Source organism: Fulvimarina endophytica, assembly GCF_003403015.1.
Lineage (GTDB): Bacteria > Pseudomonadota > Alphaproteobacteria > Rhizobiales > Rhizobiaceae > Fulvimarina > Fulvimarina endophytica.
In genome coordinates, this window is record NZ_QURL01000003.1 from 445,102 (window position 1) to 457,849 (window position 12,748).

Below are 12,748 nucleotides of genomic sequence, written 5' to 3' on the forward strand. Positions count from 1 at the left end.
CTCTCAACTTGTTTAATCGCCGGTTCTCGAAATTGCTCATTTAAGCACGCTCTTAGGGGGTGCCATTCAGTTAAAGCATGATGCGAAAAATGAATGACCCTTCCGAACGCATCATGCGGCAGAACAAAAGCTTAGAGCCACACCGTGAGTCCGGCTTCTTCCATTTCGCTATAACGGGATAAAAATACCAACTTTCCACATTTTTGAGCAGTTTATATCTTCGGTATTATAGTAATTTTCAGCGACCGAAAGAATATATATTTAAGCTGCAATCACTCGATAAGCAGCTCTACGATATTCATCATTGCTCGCGTCGAGGGCGATAATTTCAGCAAGATCGCTGAGCATAGTTCCGCGCGCCTTATTGAATTTTGGGATGTCTTCAACTACTCCGTTGAGGGAAATAAGGTTTGCTTCGTCGGAATTGGCTATATCACTGAACATCATAAATTTGTTCGAGACTGAGTTCGTATGTGGACTTACAAACTCAAAAACAGCCTTCCCGCCAGACTCTAGGGTAACTACGTTGTGAACTTCCCACGCATCACGAAATCCATTTATTTCCATGGTTTTCGCAATGAGACTCTTGTCGAAAGCATCCGTAATGCGATCAAATACGTCTTCGTTCCAGCGCCGTGATGTATCTTCAATAGACTTATGTATAGCCTGTGTTGCCGCCTGCACAGATGCGTTTGCTACAGCTCCGATCGCAGCTTCAATTTGGTGCAAGCCGACTTTTATAGCAAAAACACTATGCCCGTCATATCGAATGCCATACCGCGAGGCAGCGCTATTGGCTTGTGCATCATAGTAACTTGATGCGCCTGAAAATTCGGCTTCGAAGTGCCCGAGTCCCATATCGCTTACGAAAAGCTTATCGCCGTTAGGCGTAATTTCGACTACAGATCCATTTCCGTTCGGATACAAGATCGGCAGGTTGATTGTATACTTACCACCTTCTTCCTCCACGCGAACAATGCGAGAAAGCGCGTCGCTAACCCTCTTCGCGACGTCAGGGCTTTCGGATCGAAGCAAACCCAACATCATAGTAATTCGCCTTGCGCCTCCGGCGGTAAAATTTCACTGCAATTCGTGATACTCAATCTAGCACAAACGTAGGCCAGCGCTTCATTAAAATCACGAGGGTCAACTGCAAGAGGCCGAGCTGCGTGGACATCGCCCGCCCTCACGACGCCATTATCATCGACGTGATCTAGACATATATGTTCATGGGTTTCGCCGTTTTCAAAATACCGGCCAGCCAAATTGCCGTCAGCTAAATCGAAGCGGTTCGAGTGCCCTGAGAAGGGATGCCATTCGAGTCTGTAAAGAACATGGATCCGGTTACCTCTCGGCGGAACCATTGCGCATTCAAGTTGGAATGTTGCAACGTTCGGCTTTCTCGGGAAAACGGAAACCCTCAATCGGATATTTCGTGGCTGCGCTTTTCCAATCGCAAGCTGAGACAAGAGATCCAAACGACCAGCAGTCGCAGGGCGCTCCTTTTGAATCTCGGTCCTTTTCTGAGGCTCTTCTTTCCGAACGGCATTCCAGCGAAAAGGGCCAGTTAGCGTCTTCGCACTCTCAAGATAATAACGGGCATCTTCGGCAGTCAGCGACATATGGCGATAGGGCCTGAGAAAACAGAATTCTGCAACCCTTCATTGTGTCGCTTACTTTGTTGACGAGTCTGCAAATTTGGAACGACGACATATCAAAGTGAACTCGGAATATTAAGGGCGGCCATCGCTGAGAGGAGGCGACGCCTTGAATGTCGAGAGAAGGGTGGCCACCCTCACCCCAACGCCTCCAGCACCATCGCCTCCTCGAACACCGCGTCCCTTGCCTCTCCTTCCACCCTCTCCCGCCCGGCTTCCAGCATGATCGGCACCGCCAGCGGCGAGATCTTGTCCAGCGGCTTGTGGACGATGTGGTGCTTGATGCGGGCGAGGAGGTCGGAGACGCGGGCGACGTCGAGGAGGCCGGAGGCCGCGTCCGCCCAGGTGGCCTTCAGGAGGATGTGGTCCGGCTCGTGGGCGCGCAGCACGTCGTAGACGAGATCGGTCGAGACCGTCACCTGACGCCCGGTCTTCTCCGAGCCCGGCTGGTTGCGCTGGACGAGCTGGGAGATCACCGCGCACTGGCGGAAGGTGCGCTTCAGAAGCCATGAATCGCCCATCCAGGCTTCGAGGTCGTCGCCCAGCATGTCCTCGTCGAAGAGATCGTCGAGGGAGAGGCGCCCCTCCGCGATCATGGCGCTCAAATCCGCCTTGCCCCAGATCGAGATCGCGTAGTCCGTCGCAACGAACCCCAAGGGTTTCGCCCGTGCCCGCTCCAGCCGGCGCGTCAGAAGCATTCCGAGGGTCTGGTGGGCGATCCGCCCCTCGAAGGGATAGAGCACCATGAAGAACTGCTCGCCGCGCGGGAAGGTCTCCACCAGAAGATCGTCCGGCCCCGGCAGCAGCGATTTCTCGGCCTGAAGCTCCAGCCATTCCCCCACCTGCTCGGGAAGCTCGCACCAGCGGGCCGGATCGGCCAGCATCGCGCGCACCTCGGCCGCGAGAAAGGTGGTGAGGGGAAATTTCGAGCCGCCCCAATAGGGCACCTTGGGCTCGGCGCCGGGTGCGCGGGTCACGAGGCAGCTCGTCTCGAAGATGCCCTCGAAGCGCAGGACCTCGCCGCCGAAGAGGAAAGTGTCGTTCGGCCCCAGCGTCTCCAGAAACGCCTCCTCGATCTTGCCGAGGATGAAGCCGCCGCGCTGGATGGAGGATTTCGTGCGCTTCTTCACCAGCCGCACGTCCAGCGTTACCGCCTCGATGATCGTGCCGGCATTCATCCGGTAGGTCTGGGCGATGCGCGGATGGGTGATGCGCCAGGTCCCGTCCTCGGTGCGCCGGATCTTGGCATATTGCTCGTAGACCCTGAGGGCGTAGCCGCCGGTCGCCACGAAATCGACGATCTGCTCGAAGGTCTCCCAGGTGAGCGAGGCGTAAGGGGCAGCGCTCGTGATCTCCTCGTAGAGCGCATCGGCATGGAAGGGCGCGGCCACCGCCATGCCGAGAACGTGCTGGGCGAGAACGTCGAGCGCGCCGTCGCGCAAGGGGGGCGTGTCCTGGTCGCCCAGATAGTTGGCGTTGAGCGCGGCCTGGCACTCCATCACCTCGAACCGGTTGGAGGGCACGAGGATCGCTTTGGAGGGCTCGTCCATCCGGTGGTTGGAGCGGCCGATGCGCTGGGCGAGGCGCGAGGCCCCCTTGGGCGCGCCCACATGGACGACGAGGTCCACATCCCCCCAGTCGATGCCGAGATCGAGGGTGGAGGTCGCGACCACCGCTCTCAGTTCGTTGCGCGCCATCGCCGCCTCCACCCGTCGTCGCTGCTGCACGTCCAGCGAGCCGTGATGGAGGGCGATGGCGAGGGTCTCGTCGTTGATCTTCCACAATTCCTGAAACAGGAGCTCGGCCTGGAAGCGCGTGTTGACGAAGAGCAGCGTCGTGCCGTGCGCCTTGATCGTCTCGTAGATCTCGCCCATGGCGTAGAGGCAGGTATGGCCCTGCCAGGGCACCCGCTGGTCCGATTTGAGAATCGTGATCTCGGGCCGCGCGCCGCCCGTCACCTGGATGAGATCGGCCATCGCGTCCCCGTCCGCCCTCTGGGGCACCAGCCAGCGGCAGAGCTCGGCGGGCTCGGAGACGGTGGCCGAAAGGCCGACGGTCTTCAGGCCCGGCGCCAACTTGCGCAGCCGGGCAAGGCCGAGGGCGAGGAGATGGCCGCGCTTGGAGGTGACGAGCGCGTGCAGCTCGTCGAACACCACATATTGCAGGTCCGCGAAGAAATCGGCCGCGTCCTTGGAGGCGATCAGGAGAGCCACCTGCTCGGGCGTCGTCAACAGGATGTCGGGCGGCTTCAGCTTCTGGCGCTGGCGCTTCATCTGGCTGGTATCGCCGGTGCGCGTCTCCATCGTCACCGGCAGGCCCATCTCCTCCACCGGCCGCTCCAGATTGCGGCGGATATCGGTGGCGAGCGCCTTCAGCGGCGAGATGTAGAGCGTGTGGACGCCGCGCGGGCGGCTGCCCGGCTTCGCCTTCGGCCGAAGGCTCAGATCGGTGAGCGCTGGCAGAAAGCCCGCCAGCGTCTTGCCCGCCCCGGTCGGTGCGATGAGAAGCACCGAGCGCCCGGCCTGCGCCCGCCCCAGAAGATCGAGCTGGTGCGGCCGCGGCGCCCAGCCATGGCGCGCGAACCAGGCGAGGAACGGCGCGGGCAGAGCCGCCGGCGGGGCGGTGGTCTCTTCTGTCTCGGGCGGGGCGAAGCGGTCGTTCAAGGGCTGGCTCGGGCGGCTCGGTCGAAGGTCCGGACGTTCGAAGGGTCCGCATACTTAACTGTGGCAGGTTCCGCCAATATGTGCCCCGTGAGGAGTTTTGTCGCGCGGCACCCGCAGAAGCGGCCACCCTGCACGCACGGGCGGTCATGGCTAACCCATCGTCAACTTTTCGTGTCTATCCCTAAGGTCATCTGATCTTCTGCCGCCGGCAGTCGTCGTCCCGAAACAGGCAATGTCCAACCGCTCCCGCTCCGCGCTTCTGGGCGCGCTCACCATCGCCATGTCCTTCCTCGTCCTCGTGGCCGCCATCGCCATGCCGACGGGATCGCGCGTCGTGGTCGTGGCGGGGCCCTTCGGCGACAGGCATCCCGTCCGCATCGTGACGGAAGCCGGCGGACGCCTCGTCGCCATGGGACGGCGCGATTTTCTCGCGGTCGCCGAGGGCGAGGGCGACGACTTCACGAAACGATTGTTCGCGGCAGGGGCCTGGCTCGTCCTCGACGGCCGCTTTGCCGAGGCCTGCATGAGGGAAAACGCCATATGACGAGGCTCGAAACCCTGCGCCGCAACGCCGGACCGTGGATCCTCGGACTGCTCTGGCTCAATCTCGGCCTGCTCGCTTTGCACGCCGCCTTCGGCAGCGGTGGCTCGGCCGTTCTGACCCTCGGCGGGGGCGGCGCCATCGCCCTTCTCGCCACGCTCTCCTGGCGCGCCGACCGCACGGGCGTCTTCACCCGCATGGCCACCGGCGGCGCCCATGCCGCCCTCGTCGCGCTGCTGGTCTACGACTTCACCGGCAATGCGCTGCAGATGGACATGCACATGTACTTCTTCGCGGTGCTGGCCGTCCTCGCCGCCTGGGTGGACTGGCGCCCGCTCCTCGTCTTCGCCGGTCTCACCGCCGTCCACCATCTCGGCCTCAGCTATATTCTGCCCTCGGCGGTCTTCTTCGGGGAAACCTCGCTGGCCCGCGTCGTCCTCCACGCGGTGATCCTCGTCCTGGAGACCGGCGCGCTCGTCGCCATCGTCCACTCGCTCCAGACCGCCTTCGCCGCCACCGAAAAGGCGATCGGGGAGGCGACGGCCTCCGAAACCCGCGCCGAGCGCCTCAACACGGAGGCCGAGACCCAGGCCGAACTTCTGGCCCTGCGCGAGGAGAGCGAGCGCAAGAGCCGGGCCCTCGTCGCGGCGCTCGACGGTTTCGTGGAAGAGATCGGATCGGGGTTCGATCGCCTGGCATCGGGGGATCTGCGCACGCGTCTCGTCGAGCGCGAAGGCTCGGACTATGTCGCGATCCAGCGCCAGTTCAACAGCGCCGTCGGCCGGCTCGAGGCGGCGATCGGCCAGGTGGTCAGCTCCGCCCATGCGCTGGAAGGCGGGATCGGCGAAATCGCGACCGCGATCACCGATCTCGGCGAGCGCACCGAAAACCAGGCCGCGAGCGTGGAAGAGACCGTGGCGGCCCTCACCGATGTGAGCCGCAGAATCGACGAGACGGCGCAGGGCGCGAGGCAGGCCCAGGGCGCGACGCTGGCCGTCGCGAAGACCGCGAACGAGGGCGGCGAGATCGCCCGCACCGCCATCGCCGCCATGAACAAGATCGAGCAGTCCTCGGGCCGCATCGCCTCGATCATCGGGGTGATAGACGAGATCGCGTTCCAGACCAACCTTCTCGCGCTCAATGCCGGTGTCGAGGCGGCGCGGGCGGGGGAGGCGGGCCGGGGCTTCGCGGTCGTCGCCCAGGAGGTCCGCAGCCTCGCCCAGCGCTCGGCGGAAGCGGCCAAGGAGATCAAGCAGCTCATCGAGTCCTCGCGCGCCGAGGTGAGCGAGGGCGTGTCCCTGGTCGGGCGTTCGGCCGGCTCGCTCGGGGAGATCGCCGAGCGGATGACCGATATGCGCACCCGCATCGAGACGATCGCGAGCGCGGCGAGCGAACAGGCCGCGGGGCTGCGCACCGTCACCGATGCCGCCCAGAGGATGGATGCCAACACCCAGCGCGACGCGGCCATGGCGGAGGAACTGACGGCGGCCAATCTGGCCCTCGTCGACGAGACGAGCCGCATGCTGCGCCTCACCCAGTCGTTCCAGTTCGACGCCGCAGATATGCCGGAGAATCGCGGCTCCGCCTCACCGGCCCGCCCGGCCGGCATCCGCCGGGCCGCCTGATCGCCGACCGATCGTCACTCTCCTGCGGAACCGCCGCCCCGGCGACACGCCGGGCGGCGGTTTCGCCTTGCGGTCAGCTGAGCTTCGGCTGCCCGTTGGAGGCCGACAGCCCGCCATCCACCGGCAGGTTCACCCCCGTCACGAAATGCGCGTCCTCGCTGGCGAGGAACAGGATCGGCCCGGTGATGTCCTCGGGCTTTGCGCCCCGGCCCATGGGAATGCGGGTCTCGAAGGCCTCGACGAGGTCCGGCTGGTCCTGCATGCCCTTGGTGAAGGGCGTATAGACGAGCGAGGGATTGACCGCGTTGACGCGCACGCCGCCCGCCGCCTCGTCCATGGCGAGCGCGCGGGTGAAGTTCGTCACCCCGCCCTTGGCCGCGCAGTAGAACGAGTGGTTCCAGTCGCCGCCGATCCCCGAGACCGAGGAGGTGTTGACGATGCAGCCCTTCGTCTCGCGCAGGGCCTTGATCGCCGCCCGGCTCATATGCACCACGCCGTAGAGATCGGCCTCGATGATCTTGGTGAAGTCGGAGAGATCGCCCTCGTCGAGACGGCCGAGATGGTCGCGCCCGGCATTGTTGACGAGGACGTCCACCCTACCGAAGCGCTCGATGGCGAAGGCGACGAGGGCCTCGCAGGCCGAATAGTCGCCGACATCGGTGATCTTCGCCGCCGCCTCCGCGCCGATCTCCCCAGCGACGTTCGTCAGCTTCTCCTCGTCGAGATCGGCAAGGACGAGCTTTGCCCCCTCCCGCCCGAAATGAAGCGCGGTCGCGCGTCCGATGCCGGATGCGGCGCCGGTCACGATGACCACTTTACCGGTGAAACGGGCCATGGGGAATCTCCTCGCGATTTTGCCTGTTCGTCGTGTCGGGGCATAAGGGGCGCGGGGCCGCATTGGTTGCCGGATCGACGAGCGGGCGCTGCGAACGGAGTGTCGTCCTGCGACCTTTGCGCTCATGGCGCGGGCGCGGGCGCGGGCGCTGGCGGGGGCGCGGGCGCAGGTTCGGCCCGGCCGAAACGAAAGCCGCCGCCCGGCCGGATGCGGCGGGACGGCGGCGAATGTCGGTCCCGGGGACCTGCCTGTCATCGGCCCGATCGACGGGTCCGGTCGGTGAAATCGTCAGCCGGCGACGAGCATCAGGAGGGCGACGGGCAGGGCGGCGAAGACGAAGGCCACGGTGATCCCGAGGCTCGGGGACTGCTTGATCCTGTGCATGCGAAACGTCCTTCCATGGGGTTGGCGTTGCCTGAAGGATCGGATGGCAGCGTAAACGAAGGCTTAACGGCATTGCTCGGAACGTCGCTTTTTCCGCCGGCACCCGCTCATGGGCCGGCGCCGGTCGCTTGGCCGCGCTTCAAAAGCCCCCCTGCCTCCTCTATATCGCGGACATGGCTTCGAGACCCCGCAGACCCGCGCCGCAGAAGGCGGTTTCCGACACGGCGACGAGCGGCGAGGACGCGGCGTTCGATCCGACGCGCCCGGCGCGCCGCGGCCCGCTGACCGATTTCGCGGATGCCTCCGAACGCCTCGATCCCAAAGGCTTCGGCGAGGCGCCCCAGGCCGGGTTCGACGCCTCCGAGACCCTGTCCGGGCCGATCGGCTCCTGGGCCGAGGAGATCGCGCGCAATGCCGAGACGCGGAGCCAGCGCACGGCCGACGATCCGGGCGCCTCGCCCGAGGACGCCGCCGCCAAACCCCGGACCTCCGCACGGGATGTTGGCACCGACGCCCCGAGCGAAGCGAGGAAAGGCCGAACGGCCGTCGGGCGGTCAGCCCGCCCCGGTGGAGCGAAGGCGCCCAGCGCCGACAGCGCGAACCAGAAACAGAAGCCGATGAAATCGGCACGCGGCACATCCATCGGCGCGACCTCCGATCCCAAGCAACGCGCCGCCGCCGGCCTCAATCCCGTCGCCGGCATGGACGTGTCGCTGGAGGAGGCGAAAAGCCTGCCCGAAGGCGGCGTCACCGCCACCGTCGACGCCCTCACCAAGCTCATCTCCGAGGGCAATCCCCTCATCAAGAACGGCGAGGTCTGGCTGCCCCATCGCCCGGCCCGGCCGGACAAGTCGGAAGGCGGCGTGCCGTTTCGCATCGCCTCCGACTACACCCCCATGGGCGACCAGCCGACGGCGATCGAGGATCTCGTCTCGGGCATTTCCGATCAGGACAAGACCCAGGTCCTCCTCGGCGTCACCGGCTCGGGCAAGACCTTCACCGTCGCCAACGTCATCGAGCGCACCCAGCGCCCGGCCCTGATCCTCGCGCCGAACAAGACCCTCGCCGCCCAGCTCTACGGCGAGTTCAAGTCCTTCTTCCCGGACAACGCGGTCGAATACTTCGTCTCCTATTACGACTACTACCAGCCCGAGGCCTACGTCCCGCGCTCCGACACCTTCATCGAGAAGGAGTCCTCGATCAACGAGCAGATCGACCGGATGCGCCACGCCGCCACCCGCGCGCTTCTGGAGCGCGACGACTGCATCATCGTCGCCTCCGTCTCCTGCATCTACGGTATCGGCTCGGTCGAGACCTATACGGCGATGACCTTCCAGATGTCCGTCGGCGACCGGCTCGACCAGCGCCAGCTCCTCGCCGATCTCGTCGCCCAGCAATACAAGCGCCGCGACATGGATTTCCAGCGCGGCTCCTTCCGCGTGAAAGGCGACACGATCGAGATCTTCCCCGCCCATCTGGAGGATGCCGCCTGGCGCATCTCCCTCTTCGGCGACGAGATCGAGGCGATCCACGAATTCGATCCGCTCACCGGCCGGAAGACCGACGACCTGAAGTCGGTGAAGATCTACGCCAACTCCCACTACGTCACCCCGCGCCCGACCCTGAACCAGGCGGTCAAATCCATCAAGGAGGAGCTCAAGCACCGTCTCGTGGAGCTCGAAAAGGCCGGCCGCCTCCTCGAAGCCCAGCGCCTCGAACAGCGCACGAGATTCGATATCGAGATGATCGAGGCCACCGGCTCCTGCCCCGGCATCGAGAACTATTCGCGCTATCTCACCGGCCGCCAGCCCGGCCACCCGCCGCCGACCCTCTTCGAATACCTGCCCGACAACGCCCTCGTCTTCATCGACGAGAGCCACGTCACCGTGCCCCAGATCGGCGCCATGTATCGCGGCGACTTCCGCCGCAAGGCGACGCTCGCCGAATACGGCTTCCGCCTGCCCTCCTGCATGGACAACCGCCCGCTTCGCTTCGAGGAATGGGACGCGATGCGCCCCCAGACCGTCGCGGTCTCGGCCACCCCCTCCACCTGGGAGATGGAGCAGTCCGGCGGCGTCTTCGCCGAACAGGTCATCCGCCCCACCGGCCTCACCGATCCGCCCGTCGAGATCCGCCCCGCCCGCTCCCAGGTGGACGATCTCCTCGGCGAGATCCGCGAGACCGTGGAGAAGGGCTACCGGGTCCTGTGCACCGTCCTCACCAAGCGCATGGCCGAAGATCTCACGGAATATCTCCACGAGCAGGGCATCCGCGTGCGCTACATGCATTCGGACATCGACACGCTCGAGCGCATCGAGATCATCCGCGACCTGCGCCTCGGCGCCTTCGACGTGCTGGTGGGCATCAACCTGTTGCGCGAGGGTCTCGACATTCCCGAATGCGGCCTCGTCGCCATTCTCGATGCCGACAAGGAAGGCTTCCTGCGCTCGGAAACCTCCCTCATCCAGACCATCGGACGCGCGGCGCGAAACGTCGACGGCAAGGTCATCCTCTATGCCGACAACAAGACCGGCTCCATGGAGCGCGCCATCGCCGAGACCGATCGCCGGCGCGAGAAGCAGATCGCCTACAACACCGAGCACGGCATCACGCCGGCCAGCGTGAAGGCCAGGATCGCTGATATTCTCGACAGCTATTACGAGAAGGACCATGTGCGCGTGGACACCGGCGGCTTCGCCGAGGATTCCGGCGCCTTCGTCGGCAACAATCTGCGCGCCCATATCGAGCATCTGGAAAAGGAGATGCGCGCCGCCGCCGCCGATCTCGATTTCGAGAAGGCCGCGAAGCTCCGCGACGAGATCAAGAAGCTCCAGGCCAAGGAGCTGGAATATGGCGGTGATGCCGGCTCGGGTTCGGCCAAGGGCGGCAAGTCCGGCGCCCGCAACGCGGTGGAGGAGGCCGACCCCATGTCTGCCGCCATCGCCATGGAGGAGGAGACCATGTCCCCCGTCTCCGGCCGCTCCAAATACAACAAGAAGGCGAAGCGCGACCGCTCCCCCGCCGGCGGCGACCGCTTCGGCCCCAAGGGCGAACCCCTGAAACCCCGAGGCACCGGCGAAGGCGCAGCCCCGGCCTCCCTGTTCCGCAAGCCGAGCCTCGGCGACATGGGCCCCGGCACGGACACCGCCGTCCCGGCCTCAAACCACCGCAACCCGGTCTTCGGCCCCGGCGGCGAACCCATCGCCTCGCGCATCAAGGGCGAAACCGACCCCTCAGGCGACCGCTCCCTGTTCCGCAAGAACTCGCTGGACGAGATGACCGTCGGCCGCACGGAAAAGCCCACCGGCAAGACCCCGCCGAAAAAGCCGGAGCCCCCCAAGCGCCCCACCCCCGAAAACGACGCCGCCCCCATCCGCCGCGAACGCATCGGGCGGGGAAGTTATGAGGACGAGGGGGATGAGAAGCGACGGAAGCGAAGGCCGACGAAGACGGGGCGGCCGGGGCGGTGATGGTGAGAGAACCGTCAGCACTACGCCTATCGACGGTCGTTCATATTATCGCTTACGACGCGCGAAAGCGAGCATCCTTTCCATCAGGTGCATAAGGGCCATTATGGAATGACAAGCACGGGCCACACCCCCACTTTACAACATCGGCGCCGTCTTATTGAATTGCCGTAAGACGCGGAGGAGTGTAGAATAATCGAGGCAATTTATATATGATTACTATGGTATAGAAAGATAGGGTATTGGATATGAACTTAGATAAGTTAATTAATATGATGAACAGAAGCAATCAACATAAATATTTGTATCATTTTACGGACGAAGCAAATTTCCCTTCCATTAGCGCTAAGGGGCTCATTTCGAAGGAACGCATGCGTGCGGAAGGTTGGTGGCCTCCACTAGCAACCGGGGGTAATCCTCTGAGCCATGATTTAGACACGTATCGAGGTATTGATCCTTACGTTAGTCTATGCATGACCAGAAACCACCGCATGAAATTTTTGGCTCAGAAGGATGGTCGCCTCCCAAACCCTCGCTACTTGGCAATTCGCCCGGAGGTGCTAAAAATTGAGGGAACGCGGATCGCGTTTGGCGTAGCAAACGCGAATGACGTCGAAATCTTGCCAGTAGAAGAAGCTATACTGAAACTTGATGTGGAAGTCCTATATGAGCGCACGGAATGGTCCGACCCAACTGTTCAGCAACGCCTTCAGGCAGCCGAGAAACTCGAGGTCCTTGTGCCACATACGGTGCCAGTAGAACTCCTCGCCGGAGTATTTTAATGGCAACCCGTCCTGTCTTCTTTCCTAGTACAGATGGTACCCAGCTAGTCCATGAGAGATTGTTTGAATTCCAGTGGTCGTCTGGTTTTGCTGAAATTCAGAAGAAGAAAAACATAAACGCCCTGCATTCTGTAGCTCGAGAAAATGGTGTCCGGGACATATTGGAGATTTCTTCTAAATCGTCTGAAGAATTGGGAAGAAAGCTCAGCGCTTTCAGCCTCAAGATCGACATTGATGGGCAAAAATACCCTTTAGAGAGCGTGTATCAGGGGGCCAAGGTTTTCGAGCAGGGCGGGCCGTTCCGAGAAGTTTTTGAATTTAGTCCGAGAGATGCCAAGCGTTTTATACGCGAAGCCAATTTTGGAAATTTAGTTAGGTTTGAGCTTGAGGGTAGATCATACCCTCTCTCACCTATGAATGCGTTTTACGACTGGCTTTACATTCGTTCGTTGAAAGATCACGCCGACTGGATAGAACGCAAGGTTCACTATGATGCCTTCACAGACATCGAGTTCAATCCAGCAAAGCAAGTGAACTGCCAAGCACGTGCATTCGCTGAGTACCTGACGCTCCTAAAGCGATCTAAAATCTCCGAAGCCGCCAGTAGCTTCTCGACGTTTGCGAAAATGATTCAAACCATTTGACATAATTTGAACAGCTCCGCTTCCATGGTCTGTATCGATCCGCCACTTGAAACAGAATTGACAATTCTGTTTCAAGGTAAGGCTAGATAGGCGATCGGTGGCTTCCGACATGTTTTGCCCTTCGTTCGACGAAACGACTGCTTTCAAAG

The 12,748-nt window shown here is 62.6% G+C and carries 9 protein-coding genes; 5 read left to right on the plus strand and 4 right to left on the minus strand.

The features are described 5' to 3' along the window. Nucleotides 1-261: 261 nt before the first annotated feature. The 3 genes from DYI37_RS19765 to DYI37_RS08585 all read right to left on the minus strand — a co-directional run bounded on the left by DYI37_RS19765 (nt 262) and on the right by DYI37_RS08585 (nt 4,321). Complete coding sequence (locus DYI37_RS19765) at nt 262-1,047, minus strand: hypothetical protein (protein WP_147307901.1); 786 nt, start codon at nt 1,045-1,047, stop codon at nt 262-264. Next, nucleotides 1,044-1,622, minus strand: a complete 579-nt coding sequence (locus DYI37_RS19770) for a hypothetical protein (RefSeq protein ID WP_147307902.1) — start codon at nt 1,620-1,622, stop codon at nt 1,044-1,046. The genes DYI37_RS19765 and DYI37_RS19770 overlap by 4 nt, the downstream gene beginning before the upstream one ends. Before the next feature lie 173 nt (nt 1,623-1,795). Continuing rightward, entirely contained in the window at nt 1,796-4,321 is a 2,526-nt protein-coding gene (locus DYI37_RS08585) for a ligase-associated DNA damage response DEXH box helicase (RefSeq protein WP_116682783.1), read from the minus strand. 232 nt (nt 4,322-4,553) lie between these two features. Between DYI37_RS08585 and DYI37_RS08590 the strand changes: the two genes are divergently transcribed. Both DYI37_RS08590 and DYI37_RS08595 read left to right on the plus strand, forming a co-directional pair. Next, on the plus strand, nt 4,554-4,865 hold the full coding sequence (locus DYI37_RS08590; RefSeq protein ID WP_116682784.1) for a hypothetical protein: 312 nt from the start codon (nt 4,554-4,556) through the stop codon (nt 4,863-4,865). Further along, entirely contained in the window at nt 4,862-6,487 is a 1,626-nt protein-coding gene (locus DYI37_RS08595; protein ID WP_116682785.1) for a methyl-accepting chemotaxis protein, read from the plus strand. Before DYI37_RS08590 ends, DYI37_RS08595 begins: the two co-directional genes overlap by 4 nt. Before the next feature lie 73 nt (nt 6,488-6,560). Here DYI37_RS08595 and budC read toward each other — a convergent pair whose 3' ends face one another. Further along, nucleotides 6,561-7,322 carry a meso-2,3-butanediol dehydrogenase gene (budC, locus tag DYI37_RS08600; RefSeq protein WP_116682786.1) on the minus strand — a complete coding sequence of 254 codons (762 nt, stop codon included), beginning with the start codon at nt 7,320-7,322 and terminating at the stop codon, nt 6,561-6,563. Between the two features lie 557 nt (nt 7,323-7,879). Between budC and uvrB the strand changes: the two genes are divergently transcribed. The 3 genes from uvrB (at nt 7,880) to DYI37_RS08615 (ending at nt 12,599) form a co-directional block, all read left to right on the plus strand. After that, the gene (uvrB, locus tag DYI37_RS08605) at nt 7,880-11,176 is read left to right on the plus strand and encodes an excinuclease ABC subunit UvrB (RefSeq protein WP_116682787.1); all 3,297 of its coding nucleotides are present in this window, start codon (nt 7,880-7,882) and stop codon (nt 11,174-11,176) included. A gap of 245 nt (nt 11,177-11,421) precedes the next feature. Continuing rightward, on the plus strand, nt 11,422-11,955 hold the full coding sequence (locus tag DYI37_RS08610) for a DarT ssDNA thymidine ADP-ribosyltransferase family protein (RefSeq protein ID WP_116682788.1): 534 nt from the start codon (nt 11,422-11,424) through the stop codon (nt 11,953-11,955). Next, nucleotides 11,955-12,599, plus strand: a complete 645-nt coding sequence (locus DYI37_RS08615; RefSeq protein WP_116682789.1) for a DarT1-associated NADAR antitoxin family protein — start codon at nt 11,955-11,957, stop codon at nt 12,597-12,599. The genes DYI37_RS08610 and DYI37_RS08615 overlap by 1 nt, the downstream gene beginning before the upstream one ends. Nucleotides 12,600-12,748: the final 149 nt, after the last annotated feature.

What these genes read in the sequence shown, in the direction of transcription:
- DYI37_RS08590 (WP_116682784.1), top strand. Translation starts at nt 4,554, where the DNA reads ATGTCCAACCGCTCCCGCTCCGCGCTTCTGGGCGCGCTCACCATCGCC.
- DYI37_RS08595 (WP_116682785.1), top strand. Translation starts at nt 4,862, where the DNA reads ATGACGAGGCTCGAAACCCTGCGCCGCAACGCCGGACCGTGGATCCTC.
- DYI37_RS08615 (WP_116682789.1), top strand. Translation starts at nt 11,955, where the DNA reads ATGGCAACCCGTCCTGTCTTCTTTCCTAGTACAGATGGTACCCAGCTA.
- uvrB (WP_116682787.1), top strand. Translation starts at nt 7,880, where the DNA reads ATGGCTTCGAGACCCCGCAGACCCGCGCCGCAGAAGGCGGTTTCCGAC.
- DYI37_RS08610 (WP_116682788.1), top strand. Translation starts at nt 11,422, where the DNA reads ATGAACTTAGATAAGTTAATTAATATGATGAACAGAAGCAATCAACAT.
- budC (WP_116682786.1), bottom strand. Translation starts at nt 7,322, where the DNA reads ATGGCCCGTTTCACCGGTAAAGTGGTCATCGTGACCGGCGCCGCATCC.
- DYI37_RS19765 (WP_147307901.1), bottom strand. Translation starts at nt 1,047, where the DNA reads ATGATGTTGGGTTTGCTTCGATCCGAAAGCCCTGACGTCGCGAAGAGG.
- DYI37_RS19770 (WP_147307902.1), bottom strand. Translation starts at nt 1,622, where the DNA reads ATGTCGCTGACTGCCGAAGATGCCCGTTATTATCTTGAGAGTGCGAAG.